24 protein-coding genes are annotated in these 20,763 nt (G+C 36.9%); 15 read left to right on the top strand and 9 right to left on the bottom strand.

Annotated features, from left to right (window positions below; all coding sequences use genetic code 11):
• Positions 1-46 precede the first annotated feature (46 nt).
• The 5 genes from I858_RS09035 to I858_RS09020 all read left to right on the top strand — a co-directional run bounded on the left by I858_RS09035 (position 47) and on the right by I858_RS09020 (position 1,988).
• Positions 47-469 (top strand): hypothetical protein, encoded by a 423-nt coding sequence (locus tag I858_RS09035; RefSeq protein ID WP_065524665.1) that lies wholly within the window; start codon positions 47-49, stop codon positions 467-469.
• 101 nt (positions 470-570) lie between these two features.
• Positions 571-822, top strand: a complete 252-nt coding sequence (locus I858_RS09030) for a DUF1871 family protein (protein WP_157886506.1) — start codon at positions 571-573, stop codon at positions 820-822.
• Between the two features lie 67 nt (positions 823-889).
• The gene (locus I858_RS09025) at positions 890-1,333 is read left to right on the top strand and encodes an ASCH domain-containing protein (RefSeq protein ID WP_065524667.1); all 444 of its coding nucleotides are present in this window, start codon (positions 890-892) and stop codon (positions 1,331-1,333) included.
• 114 nt (positions 1,334-1,447) lie between these two features.
• Positions 1,448-1,597, top strand: coding sequence for a DUF3329 domain-containing protein (locus tag I858_RS17140; RefSeq protein WP_162273621.1), 150 nt, complete (start codon positions 1,448-1,450; stop codon positions 1,595-1,597).
• A 166-nt stretch (positions 1,598-1,763) separates the two neighbouring features.
• Complete coding sequence (locus I858_RS09020) at positions 1,764-1,988, top strand: hypothetical protein (protein WP_065524668.1); 225 nt, start codon at positions 1,764-1,766, stop codon at positions 1,986-1,988.
• A gap of 702 nt (positions 1,989-2,690) precedes the next feature.
• Here I858_RS09020 and I858_RS09015 read toward each other — a convergent pair.
• Genes I858_RS09015 through pgaC form a run of 3 tightly spaced genes read right to left on the bottom strand, consistent with a single transcriptional unit; the run spans position 2,691 to position 5,141 of the window.
• On the bottom strand, positions 2,691-3,560 hold the full coding sequence (locus tag I858_RS09015; RefSeq protein ID WP_065524669.1) for a polysaccharide deacetylase family protein: 870 nt from the start codon (positions 3,558-3,560) through the stop codon (positions 2,691-2,693).
• Entirely contained in the window at positions 3,544-4,011 is a 468-nt protein-coding gene (locus I858_RS09010; RefSeq protein ID WP_065524670.1) for a hypothetical protein, read from the bottom strand. The genes I858_RS09015 and I858_RS09010 overlap by 17 nt, the downstream gene beginning before the upstream one ends.
• Positions 3,975-5,141, bottom strand: coding sequence for a poly-beta-1,6-N-acetyl-D-glucosamine synthase (pgaC, locus tag I858_RS09005; RefSeq protein WP_239457116.1), 1,167 nt, complete (start codon positions 5,139-5,141; stop codon positions 3,975-3,977). The genes I858_RS09010 and pgaC overlap by 37 nt, the downstream gene beginning before the upstream one ends.
• A gap of 237 nt (positions 5,142-5,378) precedes the next feature.
• Between pgaC and I858_RS09000 the strand changes: the two genes are divergently transcribed.
• Positions 5,379-6,416, top strand: coding sequence for a family 20 glycosylhydrolase (locus I858_RS09000; protein ID WP_065524672.1), 1,038 nt, complete (start codon positions 5,379-5,381; stop codon positions 6,414-6,416).
• 366 nt (positions 6,417-6,782) lie between these two features.
• On the opposite strand, the gene I858_RS17365 is transcribed toward I858_RS09000, so the two are convergent.
• The 3 genes from I858_RS17365 to I858_RS08985 all read right to left on the bottom strand — a co-directional run bounded on the left by I858_RS17365 (position 6,783) and on the right by I858_RS08985 (position 8,954).
• Complete coding sequence (locus I858_RS17365) at positions 6,783-7,244, bottom strand: GNAT family N-acetyltransferase (protein ID WP_239457114.1); 462 nt, start codon at positions 7,242-7,244, stop codon at positions 6,783-6,785.
• 1,223 nt (positions 7,245-8,467) lie between these two features.
• Complete coding sequence (locus tag I858_RS08990) at positions 8,468-8,737, bottom strand: helix-turn-helix domain-containing protein (RefSeq protein ID WP_065524673.1); 270 nt, start codon at positions 8,735-8,737, stop codon at positions 8,468-8,470.
• Between the two features lie 16 nt (positions 8,738-8,753).
• A complete protein-coding gene (locus I858_RS08985) occupies positions 8,754-8,954 on the bottom strand; it encodes a hypothetical protein (RefSeq protein ID WP_065524674.1) in 201 nt (66 codons plus the stop codon).
• Between the two features lie 261 nt (positions 8,955-9,215).
• Here I858_RS08985 and I858_RS08980 point away from each other — a divergent pair, with 261 nt between their 5' ends.
• The 4 genes from I858_RS08980 to I858_RS08965 all read left to right on the top strand — a co-directional run bounded on the left by I858_RS08980 (position 9,216) and on the right by I858_RS08965 (position 13,327).
• Positions 9,216-9,524 (top strand): PadR family transcriptional regulator, encoded by a 309-nt coding sequence (locus tag I858_RS08980; RefSeq protein WP_065524675.1) that lies wholly within the window; start codon positions 9,216-9,218, stop codon positions 9,522-9,524.
• A 23-nt stretch (positions 9,525-9,547) separates the two neighbouring features.
• Complete coding sequence (gene chrA, locus I858_RS08975; RefSeq protein WP_065524933.1) at positions 9,548-10,741, top strand: chromate efflux transporter; 1,194 nt, start codon at positions 9,548-9,550, stop codon at positions 10,739-10,741.
• Between the two features lie 513 nt (positions 10,742-11,254).
• The gene (locus I858_RS08970; protein ID WP_065524676.1) at positions 11,255-12,844 is read left to right on the top strand and encodes a sensor domain-containing diguanylate cyclase; all 1,590 of its coding nucleotides are present in this window, start codon (positions 11,255-11,257) and stop codon (positions 12,842-12,844) included.
• A 189-nt stretch (positions 12,845-13,033) separates the two neighbouring features.
• A complete protein-coding gene (locus I858_RS08965) occupies positions 13,034-13,327 on the top strand; it encodes a hypothetical protein (protein WP_204249419.1) in 294 nt (97 codons plus the stop codon).
• A gap of 95 nt (positions 13,328-13,422) precedes the next feature.
• Here I858_RS08965 and I858_RS08960 read toward each other — a convergent pair whose 3' ends face one another.
• Both I858_RS08960 and I858_RS08955 read right to left on the bottom strand, forming a co-directional pair.
• Positions 13,423-13,629, bottom strand: coding sequence for a hypothetical protein (locus I858_RS08960; protein WP_065524677.1), 207 nt, complete (start codon positions 13,627-13,629; stop codon positions 13,423-13,425).
• Between the two features lie 979 nt (positions 13,630-14,608).
• Positions 14,609-15,589 (bottom strand): 4-hydroxy-3-methylbut-2-enyl diphosphate reductase, encoded by a 981-nt coding sequence (locus tag I858_RS08955; protein WP_065524678.1) that lies wholly within the window; start codon positions 15,587-15,589, stop codon positions 14,609-14,611.
• Between the two features lie 136 nt (positions 15,590-15,725).
• Here I858_RS08955 and I858_RS08950 point away from each other — a divergent pair, with 136 nt between their 5' ends.
• The 5 genes from I858_RS08950 (at position 15,726) to I858_RS08930 (ending at position 20,124) form a co-directional block, all read left to right on the top strand.
• Positions 15,726-17,021, top strand: a complete 1,296-nt coding sequence (locus I858_RS08950; protein ID WP_065524679.1) for a DEAD/DEAH box helicase — start codon at positions 15,726-15,728, stop codon at positions 17,019-17,021.
• 12 nt (positions 17,022-17,033) lie between these two features.
• On the top strand, positions 17,034-17,933 hold the full coding sequence (locus I858_RS08945) for a deoxyribonuclease IV (RefSeq protein WP_065524680.1): 900 nt from the start codon (positions 17,034-17,036) through the stop codon (positions 17,931-17,933).
• 165 nt (positions 17,934-18,098) lie between these two features.
• Positions 18,099-18,866, top strand: a complete 768-nt coding sequence (locus tag I858_RS08940; RefSeq protein ID WP_065524681.1) for a metal ABC transporter ATP-binding protein — start codon at positions 18,099-18,101, stop codon at positions 18,864-18,866.
• Positions 18,863-19,717 (top strand): metal ABC transporter permease, encoded by an 855-nt coding sequence (locus I858_RS08935; protein ID WP_065524682.1) that lies wholly within the window; start codon positions 18,863-18,865, stop codon positions 19,715-19,717. Before I858_RS08940 ends, I858_RS08935 begins: the two co-directional genes overlap by 4 nt.
• Complete coding sequence (locus I858_RS08930; RefSeq protein WP_065524683.1) at positions 19,714-20,124, top strand: Fur family transcriptional regulator; 411 nt, start codon at positions 19,714-19,716, stop codon at positions 20,122-20,124. Before I858_RS08935 ends, I858_RS08930 begins: the two co-directional genes overlap by 4 nt.
• Before the next feature lie 36 nt (positions 20,125-20,160).
• Here I858_RS08930 and I858_RS08925 read toward each other — a convergent pair whose 3' ends face one another.
• On the bottom strand, positions 20,161-20,751 hold the full coding sequence (locus tag I858_RS08925; RefSeq protein WP_065524684.1) for a hypothetical protein: 591 nt from the start codon (positions 20,749-20,751) through the stop codon (positions 20,161-20,163).
• Positions 20,752-20,763: the final 12 nt, after the last annotated feature.

The following is a 20,763-nucleotide window of genomic DNA, read 5'->3' as shown; positions in this document are numbered from 1 at the left end:
AAATTGTGAATTGCTTAATAAGCAGAGTGGGAAGGAGCAAAGCAAAATGAAGAAGGAAATGGAAGAATTAATTGTGAAATCTTTTTTTGAAAAACAGATGCAGGAAAGAGTTCTTTATGAATTATTTACACCTAAGAAAAGGAATCATTCATTGAATCGGCTCTGTCACCAATATACAAAGATGTTAAAGGAAAAATACATGTTTGAGATTCCCCCACCGAACTCAAGTCCCAAATACATTTACGAGCTGCTAAAAAGTAACGGTGCTGCAAAGATGTGCTACTCACTGTCTTACAATGAAAAGATAGACGGAAAAGAACTGCCGTTGCAAGAAGCATTGGAACATGCAGTTGGTTTTGGTTTTCCTTCAATCATTTCGTGCATTCCTGGAGAATTAGCCTATTTTGAAGCTGAACAAGGTTTTGGGTCGCCTCCAAGATATATCTTAAAGAGACCTAAAATGAATTAAAGTGATAGATTGTAAATGTAACATAATAGTAATTAAGTTACATTCAGATAAAGAGCCGAGGCGCTACTAGAAAAAATAAAGCATAGATTCGGTGGATGACTATGAATGAGTATATATTGGTAAAAAGTATCATTGACGAATGGGATCCGATTAATTTATTGGACTTTTGCCCAGAGGATGAATACACTCCTGAAATCAAAGATATTGCAGCGCTCTTGCCCGATGTGAAATCGGTTGATGAACTTGCATTAAAAATCAGACAAGTTTTCATAAAATGGTTTGAAATATTTTTATCAATCGAAAAGTGCTACCTGGTAGCTTTAAAAATATGGGAGGCTACTAAAAAAACATAGGGCACTTTTTCATTAGTAGATTTGCTAATAGCAAATCACAAAACTACTTAGGAATCGAGGAGATTTTATGAATGAAAAAACATTAAAGTTTTGGAACGATTACTGGACAAGTCAAGGCCAAATCCAGACAAACGAAGTAGAAGCATTTCAATTCGGTGCTGATGCAGATTGGTTAGCTAGTTTAGTAGTCGAGGGGAAAAAAAAAGCGACATGCTCAGCTCACGTATGGTATGAATTTGAAAATGAACCATTACCGCAGGTAGGCCAATATAACATTGTATTAAATTCAAAGGAATTGCCCGTTGCAATAATTAAAGTGACAGATGTCTCGATTTGGCCGATGAATGAAGTTCCAATTGAATTTGCTTTAGCAGAAGGCGAAGGCGATTATACCTATTGGTGGAATGCTCATGAACAATTTTTTAAAAGTGAACTAAAAGTACATAATTTACCGTACTCAGAAACCATGCTTCTAGTATGTGAACGGTTTGAAGTGATTCATAAATTATAGATTTATTGGATGAACTACTTAAGAAATTTCCAATTCATAGGACTATCAAAATTAAAACAACCTCATACTCTTTTTCAGTTATACTAATATTTAGGAATAGAGGAGGTTATTGGAATGGAGAAAACGCTTGCCATTTATATTGTTTTTGGTGCAGTCATAGGGTTCTTTTTCGGAGGGATTTGGGAAGCCATTGCGGCAATGGTCTTGATTTATATTGCACTAAGAATGGATCATTTTATAAAAAAAAAGGAAGACAGAAGATAAGCTTAACTAAAATAGAAGGGCTAAATGAATGATCACATTCAAAAAAAGAGCACGACTTTTTATTGAATCCTTCCGTAATTCAAGTACAGTCAAGCTACAGTCGTGTTTTTTTAGAAATGATATTCCTTAGCTTTAAAAAAAGGATAAAGGAAAGGAAGATAATTGGATGTCTAATTTAGGCATGTTTGGAACAGGAAATTGGCTCGGGATTTTGTCGACAACACTGCTGATTTTCAGCATTTATTTTACATTCACTTTTTTTGAGCACTTGAAGAGCGGTGAGCATCGATTAAGAGAGAGGAGCAAAATAGCTGCACTTATTTGTATTGCAGGCGCTTTGTTAATCCCAGCCTTTTACCACTTCTATATTTATAACGAGATGATGAAGTAAAAAAGCGAACCAACCTATTCATGTAGTAAATCACCAGCTATACGTAGTAATAGCGCCGGAATAAACTACTTGTGGTTCTGAATGTACTATACCTCTAAGTAAACTACATTCAAAAGACTAGTCTATCGGGATTTACAGCAGTCATGGTGAAGGACATAGTTTATATAGCAAGCATTATCGGTAGCTACTATGAATCTGATATCGTAAATTATCAATTTAAGTCAAACAAGGTCTGAAATTCAAGAATAATTCAAAGGACATGTTGCAATTGAGTACTTTGGGGGTGACCTAATTAAACGTCAGAAGAAAGTCTAGAATCTCTTTCTGGTTCATATGGCCAGAGCTGTTTCTTTTGGATAGGAGTGCCAAATGTGGTCGTGGCGATTTTTATTGATGTCGTATGGACCTTGCTTATATGCTAGTGTTAAAAATAAAATATATTTTTCTATTGCAGTTTTTTCGGATACGTTTGATTTTCAACAGAATTATAAAATTTATATGTATAGTTCAATGCATGAATAGCTTATGGCTGCGATAAAATGAATGGTACGAAAATTAAGGATCAGATATAAAAGAAGCTATTAACTATTCGTATAAAGATCAAAAAGAAAAAGAACTTCAAGATTAGTAATGCCTCCTAAAAGTTAGCGTTCAAACGTAACTTTTAGAAAACACTACTCTCTGATGTTCTTTATTTGAACCTTACTGACTTTTAATGAAAGGAAGAATGACATTGCGATGTGTTGCATCGTTAACAAGTACGCGATTGATGTAAAAATTATCATCTGTCGGCACTATTGTTTGAGGTGCTAATATATATCCTGCTTCTAGTCCTTGATCCCGTAGTGCCTGAGCCGTAAACTCATCAGTATCCCCGTATGGGTAAGCGAAGCTACGTACAGTTATTTCAAGCTCTTTTTCAATAACTTCAATACTTTTTTTCAAATCGCTTTTAAATGCCACTCTATTTTCTGGAACAAGGAATATGGGAGTTTCGTTTTCAAATCGATGCATTTTATACGTATGAGATCCAACGCTGGCAAGTCCACTCTTTTCCATTTCTCTTATTTGGTCCCATGTTGCCATTTTTAAGTTGTTAAAATCTTCATCTCCAACGCGTCCTGCAATGACAAACATGGTAAATGGAACGTTTGCTTTTTTCAAGATTGGAAAGGCATTTTTATAAACTGAGTAATCAATGTCGTCAAAAGAAACCCATACGCATTTTGCCGGGAAGTTTCCTGATTTTTTTGCTTGAAGTAATTCGTCTTCTGACAAAAACACAGCCCCTGCATCGGCTAATGACTTTAATTGTTCTTCGAATTCTGTAGTTACTACGCTATACTTAACCAATTCATCCGAGTTTAACAGCCATCTGCTTATTCGAACAAGCGAATTATCCTCTAACACACGATGATAGTTTAAACCTATGCAGCTCTCTTTGTTCAGCTCTTCTGGAAAAGACATCGCTGACTCATTTACCGTAAACACTTTTTCTTTAATGTCATCTCTGAACAAAAATATCGTGTATACCAAAGCTAAAATAATGATTAATTTAATCGCTTTCTTCATGCTTTTTTTCCTCTTCTAATGAGATAATTGGATTTTTTTCAAAAATCACATAGTTGCTTTCAAGTTTTTTAATGTTTTTGACACTCATTAATTGCAATGCGATTAGTTCACGCTGAGTAACCACTTCTGGATAAGTTCGCCGGGTTAGTTTGCCAAACCGTTTTTTATTATAAAGACGATTAATAAATAATAGTAAATAAATAACAATGAATACGATAAATCCAAATAAAATCACTGCTTGAACTTCACTATTTGTTGTTTTGAATGTAGTGTTTAGCGTTCTTGTCACAACATTACTAAATCCAGTAGTAGCTGATAAAATGAAAATGATTACAATCACTGTATACACCCAAAAAAATAAAGTAATAAGCAGATCGGTAACAAATCTAAAATTTGAACGATTTCCACTAATGATCATGATTTCTTTAGACCTCGATCTGGACTTGACCATACAGCGTAACCTCCTTTGTAACGAGATTTAATGGCTCTTGGTAAAGCAACCACAACCACGAGTGTGTTTACCATCCAGTAAATAGCCGGATACCACGCGGCCCAAAAATAATACTTCATCACACCGTTCTGTCTAGAATCAATTACAAGAGAGATAAACAGTTGAATCATGCTAATAAATACAAGGAAAAAAGAAGTTAATGTCAACCAAAGTAATAAATCTTGAAAAGCATTAGCTGAAAAAATAAGAACCAGTGTAATAAATAGCCAACTTAAAGCCCAGATTGTACTAACACATTGCTCCAAAAAAATAAGCCACAGCCGTCTTTGTTTCCAGCTGAATAAGATGCGCCAATGACGCAAAACGACTTCCTGTCCTCCTTGCGCCCAACGAATTCGCTGTTGCCAAATACCCGACAGTGTTTCCGGGACAAGCATCCAACAAATTGCACGAGGTTCATAGCGAACATCCCAAAATCGTTTTTGCAATTTCCAACTAACCGCAATGTCTTCTGTAATCATATCGCGGTCCCATAACCCAACATCTACTAATGCTTTTTTACGAAATGTCACAACGACTCCAGATACCGTCATTACTTTGCCTAACAGTCTTTGTGTTCGCTTGATCGCGCCAATAATTGAAGCATATTCAACCAATTGCATGCGGCTCAAAAGCGTGTTTCGATTCCGAATAGATGGACTTCCTGTAACAGCGCCCACTCGTTCTCCACTTACAAAAAACTGATGAATCATATAGTAAGGGGCTGTATCTGCTAAAAGGGCATCTGCATCAACGCAGACTAAATACTCAGCTTTAGCAGCAAATAAGCCAACTTGTAAAGCATTTGCTTTTCCTCGGTTCTGTTCTAATTGAATTACTCTTACTTCTGTATGTTTTGTTGATAATTCCTCTAAAAGAGAAGCGGTTAGATCGGTTGATCCGTCATTTATTAGAATAATTTCCTTTTTGGGATAGGACAATCCAGATAGATTTTCTATGGTCTCCTTTATCGTATCTTCTTCGTTGTAACAAGGAACGAGGATACTGATCATTGGCCAATCAAATCCATCTATATCGATGTCACTTTGGTTATTTTCTTTTGTTCTCAGAAAAAAAATAGATCCTGCCATCCAAAAAAGTGCCATTAGAAATGGATACCAAAAAACAAAACTTGTGACCAAACCATAGGGTCCTGAAAAGAAGTCCATTTCAATATTCCTACTTTCGTGTTTCTATATTTATATAGTGAAGTTTTTTCAAAAAAATAAGTATATTAATTTTATTTACTTCTTTTTTAAAAAGGTCGATATACTTACAAAGCAACAAAACTACTTTAACCATATCCTTAGATATAGGAGGTTTTTATTTTGCAGAACCGTATTAAAAAAGAGCTCTTCAATTTATCGAAACACCTACGCGGAGAAGCCACTCGGTCTCGATTGGTCAGCGGTATTATATTAGATACTTCGAGACGTCATGTGCCAGTAGCGTTCTTAATGCGCGTTATCGATGAGATTCAAACAGGTGGTGGAAACTATCTTCAATTACATTTTTCGGATGCAGAGGGATACCGGTTATCCTCTGAAATCCTAGGTCAAACTTTGACAAAAACGAATGATCAATACCTCGTTAAAAGCGAAATTCTAGAACTCATCGCTTATGCAAATGATAGAGACGTGATGATCATTCCAGATTTTGATGTTCCAAGCCACTCAAAGGGGTGGTTGAACCTGGTCAAAGAAAAATTCGACGAAAACTTTTACAAATCGATCGTGTCAGACTTTGATGAGGGTTTAGTTGACTATTTTGATAACCCTCAAGCAACAACGCTCGTTAAACATTTGATCGAGGAAATAGCCTTTTTATTTAAGCAAGACAAATATAAAGGACACCAAATATTCTCAATAGGCGGTGACGAAGTGCCGGGAACAAATAACTTCCAGGAAGAGTATATAAGGTTTATCAATACAATTTCTGGTTATGTCGAGCAATGCGGCTACAAACCGAGAATGTGGAACGATTCTTTAAATGAAGTCGGATTATATGCACTAAATTCAAATGTAGAGATTGTCTATTGGCAAGAAAACATGTTGACTCCAGAGGTTTTTATTTCACACAATAGACCGCTTCACAATTCGAATTTTTATACATTAGTGTACAGTCCAAGTAATGACAGTATAAATACAGAAGCTATCGCAGAACAAATTGACTACGTAAAGGCATTTCATAAATCAACTGTATTTTGTTACAAAGATAATCCCTACGGCGAAGTTGACACGCAAGATGTCCTTAAAGGTACCGCATACACATTTTGGACTGAGCGTGGAACCGAACTAACAGATGAGCAATTATTAGCTCAAGTTTTGCCTTTAATAAAAAACTATTTAAGCATAAGCCAAAACTAATCATGCATTGAGGCACATTAAATCAAAGACTCAACGATAAGTAGAAAAGAACTTCTGAGAATAAAACAACGCATTTTGGAATATCAACGGATTGTCCCTTACACACTAGGATGCTGCCAAAGTTGAATGGCATTTGTAGAAGCAACTTGATTCACACTAAATTTACACGATGGCAGCTGCCTAAATTATCTCGTCATTGACTATAAGAAGAACAGCAACTGCAGACAGTTTACACTGCAATAATTGAATGGGCTCATCCTTAAAATATAGAACGAAAGACTTCCCATTAAGGGTAATATGAGTTCAAAGTTTAGTAGTCTAAAAACTTGGCCATATAAATTTCATTGTGTAGTTTATTGTTGATAATTAGTGAATTTTTGCGAATGCCTTCCGAACTGGAATGTTTTCTTCTGAAACAGTCAGCTCAAGACGACTTATAGCTTTTGAAATAGTCCATTCCTCTGCTTTTTGAAGAAGAGAGAAAGCGATTCCTTTGCCTTGTGCATCAGCTTGAATAACAAGGAGTAAGGCAGCACGGGGATTGGCTCGCTTAACCTCATTCCCTATAACCATCAAATAACCGACGTGTTTTCCATTTAAAATAGCAAGAAAGATAATTGAATGGCCGCGTTGATTCCACTCAATAATCTGCTTTCTCACTTTTTGTGTAGACAGTGCTCGTTCCTCTTTTCCATACAATAGAAAATCTGATTCTCCTTCTATATTTTTCTGCAATTCTGCGAGAAAACGAGCATCACTATGTCCAGCTGGACGAACGAGCAAAATATCCTCATTGGCATGATCCTTATTTTCATCGTTTTTAGTCAAAAGATCCAGTCTTTCAAAACTGACATAACGATTTGACTTGAACTCCTTAACTATGTAGCCGTTATCTAGCCAAGCATGGAAATACTTTGATGGTGCTTTGGTCTTTTTTTACCAACTTTGATTTAAGTAGGCACTATTAGGCAGGTTCTGTCCCATGATTTTTTCAATTTCAGTAAGGTGCAACGTAAGGGTTGCTTTTGTTGCCATGGAAAAATAGTTTGCTAGTGGAATCTACTTCTTTTCTAGCGCGATCGTCATTGGTTTTAATTCCTTTCAATCTTCATGATTGTTTAGTTATTGAATTACAGCATTCGGTAAACTCTTTTGTTTTATCATCTGAAAAGTCGGCTTATTTTTATTGTTCGGTCAAACTATCGTTGTCTTTCTTCAAAACGATAGTAATGCGTCCAATAAGCAAATACTTCTTTGGCTATGCCCGATTTTTTGAGCCTTCACGGCATTCAATTCTTCTGCGACATAAATTTCATAGAAGATCTTTTTTAAAATGTCTGATGTTGATTCTCAATTACATTTTTAAAATGCTTATATTTCAATAGAAAACCTCCTGAATAATAGCGAAATAAAGAATCAGCAGTTGAGGTGTTTCGAGCTCGATCACTTCTATTTTTCGTCATTTCGCTAAAATTGAGTCTTATTATTCATGTGAATAAACAAGACATAGAACTTATATACCCATTAATTTGAGTTTTATTTGTATTTTTTAAAATTAATCCATCTTTTTACACTGAAAATATTTACTGACAGTTTTTCGAGTTAATATTAGAATTAAAAATGAGTTTATTTGTGGGGGATTATGGAAAAAAACGAGTAATTATAGCAATCTCTTCTAAACTAGAGCTTGTGGACGAGCGAGAATCGATACAAATGCTGAGCCAATAGCTATGTTTTATTTGCTTTGAAATAAGTCATGTAAGGAATGAACGGGAGTTTTCATATTCAGGATTGTCAGAAGTATAAAAAACTAAATTCAGAAGGAAATCCTCTTCATGCAGATTCAATTGCTATTAAAAACAGAAAAGCCCCAGTGCAGGATAGTTAAACTCATCCGTCACTGGGGTTCAATTCATTGTGTATACCAAAACTTGCATTCATTCCTGACTGGGCAGGAAGGCAGTTAGCGCTGCTCGGCTAAATGATTTCTCTTTTTACTAATTTTTCATTTTTTATCGTTTGTTTAAAGGATTGCTTAATGGAAGGGTTATCTAACGCATTAATCTAGCTGCGGAGCCATTAAGGGAAGAACGCCCAATCTCCCATGCCTCTACTTTTCGTGTAGATACGTCAAGCACATCGCCAAATTTTTTTTGCGTAGCGCCTAAAGCTTTTCTCAATTCTTTAACTGAAGTGAGATCGATTTCAGGTAAATCACGCAATTTATAAGTAATAACCTCGATATGTTCTGAATTGCCCTTGGCAAACTGATTGACACTCTCTTCAAGTAAGTTTTCAAAATCCAATTTGTTTGATTTCATTCGACGCATCACCTTTTTACTGATTTTTCTTCAAATCTTTTGCTCTATTCTTAATATTTTTTTCTTTGTCAGCAAGTGTTTCTTCATATTCTCGAACTAGTTTTTCGAATCTCTTTTTATCTTTTTCTGACAATCTATAGTATTTCCAGATTTCACTAAAAATTTTTGTATAAACAAACAATAATTCGACGTTTTCATTGTACTTTTGTTTTCCCACTCGGATCGCGCCAGTTATATGGCTTTGTATCCCCGTTATATACGATTATATCGTAGTAATCAAATGGAGATTTTTATTTATTTGTGACAGTGTACTTTTGCGAACAGTTCATCGAAACAGTAGTTCTACTATTTCTTTAATGTTAAATGAATGTGAATTTTATGAAATTGCGCTGATATTATAAAGGTTTTATGTTATCTTAATAACAAATATCAATATCGGAATTCAATATTGGAAACCGTTATTAAAAGGAGAAGTCAAATGGAAGACAAAGTGCTTCGCAAACTTTTTTTAGGATTTATTCATATCCATATCTTGCACCATGCTAAAGTAATGCCGATTTATGGTGTTTGGATGCTGGAGGAACTTCAGGAACATGGCTATAGTATCGGACCGGGAACGCTTTATCCGATTCTTCATTCCATGGAATCCGATGGTTTGCTGACGAGAGAAGACCGGAACGTAGAAGGTAAAATCCGGAAGTACTACAGTATTACGGAAAAAGGGAAACACGTTTTAGTTGAAGCTCAAAAAAAAGCTTACGAACTGTTTAAGGAGATAAAAGACTGAATCAAAGGAGAGAAGAGAGAATGATGAATCAAAAAAAACCGACTGTCAGTTTCAAATCATTACTGGAAATCTTTATTGTTTCCATTCGGTTAGGACTTACTTCATTTGGAGGGCCAATTGCGCACCTAGGCTATTTTCATGAAGAGTACGTACGAAGGAAAAAATGGATGGATGAGAAAAGTTATGCAGATCTAGTTGCGTTATCTCAATTTCTTCCTGGACCTGCTAGCAGCCAGGTAGGGATCGGAATTGGAGCGATGCGTGCAGGCGTATTAGGGGGAATCGTGAGCTTCATTGGTTTTACCCTTCCATCGGTTATCGCGTTAATTTTATTTGCGTTGCTATTACAAAGTTTTGATGTATCGGATGCTGGATGGCTAAAAGGATTGAAAATTGTTGCCGTCGCAGTAGTGGCTCATGCCGTTTTAGGTATGGCAAAAAATCTCGCACCTGACTTGAAGAGGAAAGCAATTGTCTTGTTTGCCTTGATTGGGACGCTTTTCTGGCAGACTGCTTTTACGCAAGTGGGAGTCATCTTGATTGCAGCTTTAATTGGTTATATTCTGTATAAAAACACTGCCGAAACAACAGAGGGACAGATGCAATTTCCAATTACGAAAAAGGTAGGAACTGCTTGCTTGCTGTTATTTTTTGGATTCCTTTTTTTTCTGCCAATTCTCCGAGAAGTTACCGGCTCATACTGGGTAGCGATGTTCGATAGTTTTTATCGTGCAGGCTCATTGGTTTTTGGTGGGGGACATGTGGTCTTGCCGCTTTTGCAGCAGGAATTTGTCTCGACAGGCTGGTTGAGTGAAGAAGCTTTTCTGACTGGATACGGGGCGACTCAAGCAGTACCGGGACCCTTGTTTACCTTTGCAGCTTATTTAGGAACGATCATGAATGGCTGGATTGGTGGCCTATTCGCTACTTTCGCTATCTTTTTACCGGCGTTCTTGTTGATTGTGGGAGTCTTGCCTTTTTGGGATGCACTGCGCGCAAATCGGAAAGTAAAGGGTGCAATCATGGGGGTCAATGCGGCAGTTTTGGGGATTTTAATTTCTGCGTTCTACACGCCGATTTGGACAAGTTCCATCATAGAAGCAAAGGATTTCGCTTTGGCAGCTGTCTTATTCAGTATGTTGGCTTATTGGAAATTGCCACCATGGCTGGTAGTTGTCACAGGAGCAATAGGCGGTTCTTTACTTGCTTTATTCTAAGCGAATACCTAGAGAATGGGTAAATAATCGATTAAAAAGATATTCTTTAATGTTTACAGTAACTGAAAAGTGAGCCACCTCAAAAGGGAAGTCGCTTACTTACATATCAAAATACAGCTCTCAAAAGAAGTTTGATTTAACATTTACGCATTGAATTTACAAGACACCATGTATGAATTTAATAAATAGTTTTTGAGCTTTCATATCGTCACTTATCTGAAGCTAAGCAAATAGAGAGAACAGGCTGTTCTAAGCACATCTTCTCTCTATTTTTCTACTAAATCTTCTTTTTAATATATCAGAAGCAATAAAAAAGATTTTAAATGTACAATGGTATAGTTGTTTTGAAGTATAAGGAAAAAAATTATCGTTTATGGACTAAAAACTGTGATGTGAAAATAAAGAAAAGAGATCTTTCTTATTGCTCATTTTATAATTGCTATTTTGCGCTTTCAATAAATCAGAACGTTTTTATATAAATGACTATTTTTAATTTAATAAGGAGTCCACTAAATGAAAAAAATTCTTACCACTCACAAAGTGAGCTTGGCAACGTTGTTATCTATACTTGTCTCCGTTTCCGTAATTTCGACTCTTTTGATTCTTGCGATTTCGACTTATCATTTGACTAAAGAGTCCTTAACATCGACTTATTTAGCACTTAATTATTCCAAGGTTGAAAAGATGAGTCATTCGGTCGACTCATTATTTATTTCGATGAGAACTCATCTAGAATCTACAGCAGATTTCTTAGAAAGACGCGAAGAAATGACTGATCAAGAAATCCATGAGCAATTAGAGCTTTTAAGGAGTAGCAGTGGATATTTCAACTCCCTTTCATGGGTTGATGAAATGGGAATAATTCGTGTTAACAGTCCAGGAGGCATTGGATTGGAGGGAACAAAGATAATCTCTGGCAATACAAAAGATGTACTTGACGCACGAATGCCCATGTTGACTACACCTTATGTTGGACCCTCGAATCAGCTACTGATCTTAATGAGTCACCCCATCTTTTCGAAAGATGGAACTTATAGGGGGATAATCGGCGGAACCATTTATCTTCAAAAGGAAAATGCCTTGAATCAGATTCTTGATAATGAGGCGAGTGATAACAGTGGTTCCCACTATTATGTCGTTGGCCCCAACGGTATATTATTATTTCATCCGCAGAGCCAGCGGATTGGTGAAAATTTTGATGAACATTCACTGGTGCGCAAAATAGAAGAGGGACAAAGCGGAAAGGAGATTGCTACGAACGTCATAGGCGTTTCTATGCTATCAGCTTATAGTTATGTGCCAGAAGCAGGATGGGGAATTGTGCAGCAGACTCCATATTCCTTTGTTGAGAATTTACTGCTAGTAGAACTCCAACAATTATTAATGAGAGCTTTGGTGCCATTTTTACTTCTACTTTTGTTGTCGATCTTTATCGCTCGAAAGTTAGCAGCGCCTTTTAATCGACTGGGTACTCTTGTGAATCAATTAGCCGAAGGAAAACCAATTTTACAATCTGAAAAAGAGGTTCTTAAAGAAGCTCATTGGAATCGGGAAGCCGACCTGTTAACCAAAAGTGTGGGTATGGCTTTTGAAACAATCGAAAGAAACAATCAGCAACTCACCCAATCTGCACAGACGGATTCGTTGACAGGACTACTGAACCGGAGAAATCTGGACGAAGTTTTAAGCGTTTGGTCAGAGGAAGGTCGGTTGTTCTCTTTACTAGTGCTGGACATCGATTACTTCAAGTCCGTCAACGATACGTATGGACATCAAGTAGGAGATCAAACATTAAAGATGATTGCTGAAACCCTTTGCACAGTTAGTCGTAAAAATGATTTATGCTTTCGATATGGGGGGGAGGAATTTGTTATTCTACTCCCAGATACGGATTCTTTAAGTGCTTATAATGTGGCAGAAAAGATTCGGAGAAAAGTTGAAAAAACCAGCTATATACCTAATGAAATCCTAACAGTGTCGATTGGAATTTCAGAATACCTAAAACAAACCGATTCGGTAACCGAACTTTTCGGGTTCGCGGATTCCGCCTTGTATACATCAAAAGTTGAAGGAAGAAACCAAATCACGATTTCTTCAAATTAAACGAAACTAACTAAAAGCAGAGGCAGAATGAATCGCAATTGGTTTGCATATCCTGAGTTATCGGTAGCAAACAATCAAAATTTAAAAAACATAAAATGGCGTAATTTTCAAGAATGAAAGAATGTGACTAAACGAAAATCACTTGTTTATTTAAACCGCGAGCTAATTTAGAGAGGTTGATCAATTAATATGGTAGAGGTAATCGGAAGAAAAATTGCATTAATAGAAAATAAGGAAGAAAACTTGGATAAATTGTATTATTGGAGATTTGAAGAAAAGGAACAAGAAGCGAAAAAATGGAATGGACCATACATTCCCGAACAGCAGATGACGAAGGAAGAACATCGTAAATACTGGTTGAATGAAGATGAGATTGCAGCAGGAGTGCCAGCATCCCTTTTGATAAGAGCAGAGAGAAAAGTTATCGGGTATGTCGGGGCTTATTGGATTGATAAAAATAAGGTTTCGTTTTTCTTAAATTAATAAATTTCAAGAGATCTTCTAATAGTTTTGAATGTGACAAAAATTCAATTACATTATATTACATTTAAGAGAAAGGAAAACGCGTAGTGGGCAGTCTATTTCTGATTTTTTTTGTTCCCTGATTTCGTGTTTGTGTAAAAAACATAACTAACATTTAGAATGAACAATACAATTGCAGATATTGAAAACCCAAGTATTCCAGCTAAATTAGGACCAGTGATTAAGAAGAAAATAGAAGCTAACACAAACGCAGTAAAGCCAGCCATACTCATTTTCCAACGAGAATTATTTAATCTCTCCATATCAGCGCTCCCCTTTTGTCATGCAAATAGTAGTTATCTCAAAAATTACTAGTTCTGAATCCGTAAGTTGAATTAGCTTAGGACAATTATCTTTAAAAAGACACTAACTGTCTTTAGTATACCAAAAATAAAGAATATCTATCGGAGGAGAAAATGGGGAAAGTACTAACATATATGTTTATGGGACTGATAATCTTAACTATAGGAATTTATATCTCCACTTTTTTAACTACAACATGAATTGTAGTTGATGTATTACTTGCAGGACTAGGAGGATTATTGATGGGCAGTAGCTCTTTGTTCTTGCCTAAGCGCATAAAAAATAAGTTTTATAATAATTTTTTACTTAATGTGTATGCAACTTAATAGCAATTAAGTTGCATACAAAATAAAGATAACCCTTAATTAACTGAGTAGCTGAGCGAGAGTTATTATAGTCGTTATTGTTAGTTTTTTACTAGATTGGAGCTGTTCTTTTACTCATCTTGCTTTTTATCATATCGTTGTATAAAAGAAGGAATATCCTTCCGGAGAGCTGCAGCAAACGTGTTCAAGCTTTTCAAAGTCACATTCTGACTGCCATTTTTAATGCGAGATATCAGTTTTGCTTGGTGTGCATGTGTGAAACAACTTCGCTTTGCGTAAGGTCTAAATGATTTTTGCGTCGAATGATACTGTAGCGATTGTATATTCTAATTGATTGTCTGTCCATTTCTTGGGAAATCCTAACTCTTTTAGATTTCTGTCACGTAACTTTCTAAAAAACTCATGTTGAATCTCTTTATTCAAAGTATATGAACCTACACATCTGCATGTACAGGTAGCGAAGTGGATGTTGCAGTTATCTAGTCCTTAACTTGAAAAGTTGAATTGGATCAATCAAAAATATCAGAGTATCAATTGCATGACTTCAGATTAATGCAATACATTAAAAAAGCTGTCGCAAAAGTTAGGTTTTAACTTTTGCGACAGCTTTTACTTATTCACCTACTGGATATGGTTCGATGCGATCAGAAGGTTTCGGATGTTTGATTTTCGGTAAAATTTTGTTGAGTGGTACAGAACGAGTCAATGCGTGTGTGCTTGGGTCTGCCGGGTCGTAAAGATCCAAGAATTTCATCACTTCTTTAACAATAGGTGTAGGCGTAGAAGCACCTGCTGTAATACCAACAGTTTCAACACCTTCTAACCACTCTAATTTTAGTTCGGAAATATCGGAAATGCGGTAGGCAGGTGTCCCTGCGATGTCTTGAGAGACTTGCGCCAAACGATTTGAGTTATTGCTCATTGGATCACCAATAACGATTAATAAATCGGTGTCGCCCGCTTGTTGTGCAACCGCTTCTTGTCGAACTTGAGTGGCCAAACAAATTTCTTTATGAACTTCAGAATGCGGAAATTTTTCTTTCAATCGTTTCATCATATCTACGACATCCCACTGGCTCATGGTTGTTTGATTGGTAACGATAATTTTTTCAGAAACAAGTTCCAAACGGTTAACATCGTCGACACATTCGACTAAATGAACCATATCAGGAGCGACACCGATTGCGCCTTCAGGTTCAGGGTGTCCACTTTTTCCAATGTAAACAATTTGATAGCCGTCTGCTGTTTTCTCACGAATCAAGTCGTGCGTCACAGTAACATCAGGGCATGTCGCATCAATAGATACCAAACCTTTACGTCTTGCTAACTCGCGAACTTGTGGAGAAACGCCATGTGCTGTAAAAATAACCGTACCACTTTCTACTTTTTCTAGAATTTCAAGACGGTTGGGTCCATCCAATGTGATAATGCCATCTTGTTCGAAAGCGTCCGTCACATGTTTATTGTGGACAATCATTCCTAGTATATAAATGGGACGTGGTAAACTTTCGTCCATCGCAGCGTTTTTTGCGATCACCATAGCATCAACCACTCCGTAACAATATCCTCTTGGCGATATTTTCATAACTTTCATCCAGTACCGCGCTCCTTTCAAATTCAAAATCCTGTATTCATTATAACTGAGACAACGTAGCTTTACAAAAGATGCATCGCGTAAAGACGTCTTTTCATGCTATAATATCTAGAGCGTAAGGAGGGAATTTAATCCCATGACAAAATTTAACGAATATCCATTCAAGCCGTTCCTATTAGAAGCGGTAGAAAAACTCGGGTTTGCAGAACCAACTCAGATTCAAAAGGAAATGATGCCCCATATATTAAAAGGCAACAGCGCAATTGGCCAATCTCATACTGGGACTGGGAAAACACACAGTTTCATTATTCCTATCGTTGAACGTATTGACGTCAGCAAACAAGAAGTGCAGGCAGTCATTTCAGCACCGACGCGTGAACTAGGCGTGCAGATCTTTAACGAATTGCAGAAACTAGTTGTTGGATCTGGCATTGAAGTAAAATCGTTTATCGGTGGAACTGACAAGCAACGATCAATCAATAAATTAAAAACGCAGCCACATATCGTCGTTGGAACGCCTGGTCGTTTAAGAGACTTAGTGAAAGAAAACGCACTGTTGGTACACACAGGTAAAATCCTCGTTATAGATGAAGCTGATTTGGCTTTTGATCTCGGTTTTATCGAAGAAATTGATCAAGTGGCTGGAAAAATGAAAGACGATCTCGAAATGTATGTTTTTTCTGCGACAATTCCAGAAAAATTAAAACCGTTTTTGAAAAAATATATGGAGTCACCGATTCATGTAAAAGTTGGAGACAAACGCCCAACAGCAGATGGCTTAGATTTTTACCTCGTGCCTGTTCGTAGTAAAAAGAAAATGGAACGTTTGCAAGAAGTGATGAAAGTCATTAATCCTTATTTGGCTATTATATTTGTGAACACACGCACCAATGCTGACTATGTAGCTGAGCAATTAGCGAAAGAAGGTATTCGTGTAGGTCGTGTACACGGCGATTTAGCACCACGCGAACGTGTGAAAATGATGCGTCAAATTCGTGATCTTGAATATCAGTATATCGTTGCAACGGATCTTGCTGCGCGCGGAATTGACATTCAAGGCGTCAGTCACGTCATCAACTACGAATTGCCGGAAGACCTTGAATTTTTTATTCACCGGGTAGGTCGTACAGCTCGTGCTGGAATGAAAGGTTTAGCAATTACTTTGTTCAAACCTGAAGAAGATGACGCGATTGTTCGTATTGAAAAAATGGGCATTCCTTTCCAACAAAAAGATATTGTTAAAGGCGAATTCGTGGATTTAAAAGAACGCCATAGCCGGACAACACGTGTACGAAAAGTAGACGAAGCAGCTGAAAAAGCTAAGACAATGGTTCATAAACCCAAAAAAGTAAGACCAATGTACAAGAAGAAGATGAAGTGGAAAATGGACGAAATCAAAAAAATGGAACGACGCAAAAATCGCAAAAAATAAGGAGATAAGTCTATGTTATTAGGATCTCACGTATCAATGAGTGGCAAAAAAATGCTGCTTGCAGCTAGTGAAGAAGCTGCTTCATACGGGGCATCGACTTTCATGATTTATACGGGTGCACCTCAAAACACGCGCCGTAAGCCGATTGAAGACTTGAATATCGATGCAGGACTCGCTCATATGGCTGCTCATCACTTATCCAATATCGTGGTCCATGCACCGTATATTATTAATTTAGGCAATACACAAAAACCAGAAACTTTTCAACACGGTGTTGAATTTCTTCAAAAAGAAATTGAACGAACGGCCGCACTAGGTGCAAAACAAATTGTATTGCATCCAGGTGCTCACGTCGGAGCTGGAGCAGAGGCTGGTATTGCTAAGATTATCGAAGGCTTAAATGAGGTATTGACACAGGATTATCCGGTCAATATCGCACTTGAGACAATGGCTGGAAAAGGTACAGAATGTGGTCGCAGTTTTGAAGAAATTGCTGCAATCATTAACGGCGTCACGCATAATGAACGCTTGTCTGTATGTTTTGATACGTGTCATACACACGATGCAGGTTACAATATCAAAGAAGATTTTAATGGCGTATTAGAAGAGTTCGACCGAATTGTGGGAATCGATCGTCTTCAAGTCTTGCATATCAATGACAGTAAAAACGTTCGTGGTGCGAGCAAAGATCGTCATGAAAACATTGGTTTCGGTGAAATTGGCTTTGAAGCATTACACGGGATTGTTCATCATCCGGATTTGATGCACGTGCCAAAAATTCTCGAAACACCATATGTGGGAACAGACGCTAAAAACAAAAAGCCACCTTATTCATTTGAAATTGAAATGCTTAAATCGGGCGTCTTTACTCCAACTGTACTTGAAGAGTTAAAATCTTCATTGCAAAAATAAGCGTTGAAGACACTGCTGTTTTACCGGCGGTGTCTTTATTTTTTTACATAGCTTAACAAGCATTTACACTTAACATAAGCACAATCTATTTACATTCAAGCTAAAGTCTACTATACTTTTCTAATGTAAATCGTAATCATTATTAATTAGAAAAGAGGCGAAACAATGGTTGCGCCATTAATCGATATTCAAGATATTAGTTTTGAATATGAGCAAACAAAAGCATTAGATCATATTTCTATGAAAGTAGAAGAAGGTGACTTTCTCGCGATTTTAGGACCAAATGGCTCAGGTAAATCGACTTTATTAAAAATCATGCTTGGGTTAATTAAGCCAAGCAAAGGAAAAATTGAACTTTTTGGAGTGGATTCAAAAAATTTTAAACAGCGTGAGTGGATTGGTTACGTGTCACAAAAATCCAACTCTTTTAATTCGGGATTTCCAGCAACGGTCAAAGAAGTCGTAGCAGGAGGACTAACGAAGAAAACAGGCTTGTTTCATCGGTTACCAAAATCGACAAATGAGCAAGTTGTAGAAGCACTAAAGGCAGTCGGTATGAAAAATTTTATCAATAGAGGCATTAGTGAACTATCAGGTGGTCAACAACAGCGTGTTTTTATTGCTCGTGCATTAATCGCAAAACCTAAAATGTTAATACTTGATGAACCAACAGTTGGCATTGATCATGAAAATGTTCAATCGTTTTACGACATGTTGGCTAAACTTAATCGAGAAAAGAACATCACCTTAGTACTCGTTACTCATGATGTAGATACAGTAACAGATCGTATTACGCATGTTGCTTGTTTAAACCAAACGATTCATTTCCATGGCTATAAAGAGCAACTTCACACAATGAGTGATGAAAAGCGCGAAGCATGGTATGGCCATTCGGTCCGTAAAATTCACCACATCGGAGGCAACCATATATGATTGAAGCTATTTTCACGTATGAATTTCTACAAAATGCCTTTGCGGCAGGGATTATTATTGGGGTAATTGCGCCTCTTCTTGGTGTTTTTATTGTTGTACGAAGACTGTCGTTAATCGCTGATGCGCTGAGTCATGTAACACTTGCTGGCATTGCTGGTAGTTTGTATCTGAGTCAAAGCGTTGCTTCATTAGCATTATTAAATCCATTATTTCTCGGCATTGTAGCTTCAGTTACAGGATCAGTGTTAATCGAGCGTTTGAGAAGTTTATACAAGCATTATGAAGAATTAGCAATTCCCATTATATTATCTGCAGGAATTGGTTTTGGTGCGATTTTTATATCATTAGCTGAAGGATTTTCGAATGACCTGTTTGGTTATTTGTTTGGTTCAGTTTCAGCAGTGAGTAGAGAAGATCTTTTGATTGTGGCCGGAGTCGCAGTGGTGGTTCTTGTGTTTATTGCTACTTTTTTCAAAGAGTTATTTGTTTTGTCATTTGACGATGAGTATGCAAGAGCTTCGGGATTACCAGCTAAATGGATTCATTTTATGTTTATGATTGTCACAGCTCTTGTTATTGCCGGATCCATGCGAATTGTTGGTATTTTGCTGGTATCTTCGCTGATGACCATTCCAGTTGCAACTGCAATGCGTGTGACCAAAAGCTTCAAGCAAACGATTATCTTATCAATCGTTTTTGGGGAAGTTTCAGTCATTACTGGTCTTGTCAGTGCGTTTTATTTTGACTTAGCACCGGGTGGTACAATCGTCGTTACTTCTATTTTCTTGTTATTGCTAGTTATTGTTTATAAAAAAATCATGGTGTCACGTAAAAAAGGAGCGATTGCATGAATTTAACCAATGCATGGAAAATTCTAAAAGACAATGGTTTTAAAGAAACATCAAAACGCAACCAAATATTAGAGTTGTTTGCGAACGATGAACGTTATTTGACTGCCAGAGATTTGTTGGATGTTATGCAACAAGACTATCCAAGCATGAGTTTTGATACGGTATACCGGAATTTAGCAACATTTGTATCACTTGATATATTAGAAGAAACGGAGCTTTCAGGAGAACGTCATTTCCGGATGCAATGTGAAAGTGATCATCATCATCATCACTTTATCTGTATGGATTGTGGAAAAATAAAAGAAATTCCTGTTTGCCCAATGGATTTAGTAGGCTCGGCTTTACCGGCATATGAGATTGCCAATCACAAGTTTGAAATCTACGGGAAATGCCCTGAATGCAAATAAAAGCGAGAGTGGACTGTCCACTCTCGCTTTTATATTTTAGTTACCGATACCGGCTTGTTGAAGGCTAAATTCATTTTTTACCCATTCTTCTGCTTCAAGCCAGTCATAAACACGAATGACATTTGTTGGAATAGCTTCGCGATTATAAGGTGTATCAAAAAGAATAACAGGAATATCGAGTTCTTCAGCAATTTCTACGGCATTGTCGTGTTTGTCTTCAAAAAACAAATGGACGTTATGGCGTTTTGCTGTTTCGATTTTTTTGTGCGACCCAATCAATTCGATGTGATCGTATGCAATTGCATGTTCTTCAAACCAATTAAAAGTGACATCTCGAACATTGTCGCCTCTTGCTGAAATATAATACAATTCGTATTGCTCTTTCCAGTTGTTTAAAATGCGTTTTGCATTTTCAGAAACAGGAGAAGCTGCATAAATACGCGGCTCTGAATCTCTGAACCAAGAATAGAATTCGCTTTGCGTCAAATGGGGAAGAGCAGCAGTCAAATCGTATTCTTTAATGTCATCCAATGTTAGTTTGCTGTTGAATTGTTCATTTATATGAGGAATCAGTGATGTAGGAGAAGTCACAGTCCCATCAATGTCTATACCAAAACGATATCTCATTTATTCACAACC

Origin of the sequence: Planococcus versutus (genome assembly GCF_001186155.3) — a bacterium.
In the GTDB taxonomy this organism is placed as follows: domain Bacteria; phylum Bacillota; class Bacilli; order Bacillales_A; family Planococcaceae; genus Planococcus; species Planococcus versutus.
This window is presented reverse-complemented; position numbering and strand designations above follow the sequence as displayed.